We start from the raw sequence: 1,264 nt of genomic DNA, 5'->3' as shown, positions 1-1,264 counted from the left end.
CTGAGCTATCCCCTCATATGAAACCGAAGGCTTGCCGGAAGACGTGGTGTGCGTGAAGGAGTTCAGAGAAGCGCTGCACGAGGGGAAGTAGACGCTCCTCCTTCATCATGGGCATGGCTTGGTAGTACATGCAGCCCTGGCGAAAGAGGGAGTAGGTGCGCGTCTTCACCGTATTGGCCTTCAGGCCCTTCTCCATGCCCAGACTTTCGCCCGCGGCCCCCAGCAGCGTCAGCAGCGATTGGGCCAGGGCGCTCACCAGCAGCAGCCTGTCTCGGCGCTCCGGACTCTTCACTCGCAGCTCGGACAGGCCCATGCCGAAGCGCAGGTCCTTGATGTCTCGGAATGTCTCTTCACAGGTGAAGCGGCGGCCGTAGACCGTCACCGTTTCGCGCGCGCTGCCGTCGGCGAGGCTGGTGGCCAGACACCACGACTCCTTCATGCCTTTCTGGTGCACCAGCACGACAGCGGGCACGGGCACTCTGTCGGCGGTGACGCGCACGCGCTCCAGCTTCTTGGCCTGGCCGGAGGCCGGCATCCATCCCGAGGCGGGCTGCTGCTGGCCCTGGGCTGTTTCCACCAGCACGTCCTGGCGGAAGCGCACCACGTAGTCGAAGCCCAGTTCGCTCAACAGCGCGTACAGCTTGCTGTCCGCGAACCCTCTGTCGGCCAGCACTGTCACCTTCACGCCCTCGGGCACGCAGTGCTTCAGGTGGAGCAGCAGGGTGTCCTCGGCTTCGGCTCGGTTGCCCTTCAGCACGCTCTTCTGAAGCGTCATCCACAGCAGGGGCGTGGAGCGGCCGTGGGTGGTGACAAGGCTTGCGACCAGCGTCGTGTGCCCGTCCGCATCGAAGTCCGTCCAGTCGAGCGCCACCAGCGCCTCGGTCCGCTCCGCCAGGACGAAAGCCACCCAGGAGGGCAACAGCTTCCAGACGTCGACGCCCTCATTGGAGAGCAGCCGGTCCACCTGCTTGATGCCATGCTTCTCCACGCCTCCGCGCGCCCATGCCAGCGCCTGTCCGATGGCGTGCACCGACAGCGAGGCCGCATGCACCGCGCCCAGTGTCGCGTACGCCAGCGACAGCACCCGTCTTGCGTGCAGGTCCTCCTCGAAAAGTCCTTCGAGGAAGGCCCGCACCTGCTCTTCGTTGAGGGCCACCTTGCGCTCCAGCATGGCCGCGTCTTCTGCACCGCGCCACTGCCTTGGCGCACGCGCCAGCCAAGCAGGCGGCTGATGATCAACTTGCTAAATGAGGGGATCCTTCAG

General features: G+C 65.3%; 1 protein-coding gene. It reads right to left on the bottom strand.

Annotated elements, in window-relative coordinates; translation table 11 throughout:
* Window positions 1–13: 13 nt before the first annotated feature.
* A complete protein-coding gene (locus D7Y04_RS42430; RefSeq protein ID WP_120600387.1) occupies window positions 14–1,171 on the bottom strand; it encodes an IS4 family transposase in 1,158 nt (385 codons plus the stop codon).
* Between the last annotated feature and the right edge of the window lie 93 nt (window positions 1,172–1,264).

The organism is Corallococcus sp. AB038B (assembly GCF_003668955.1).
Lineage (GTDB): Bacteria > Myxococcota > Myxococcia > Myxococcales > Myxococcaceae > Corallococcus > Corallococcus exiguus.
This window is presented reverse-complemented; position numbering and strand designations above follow the sequence as displayed.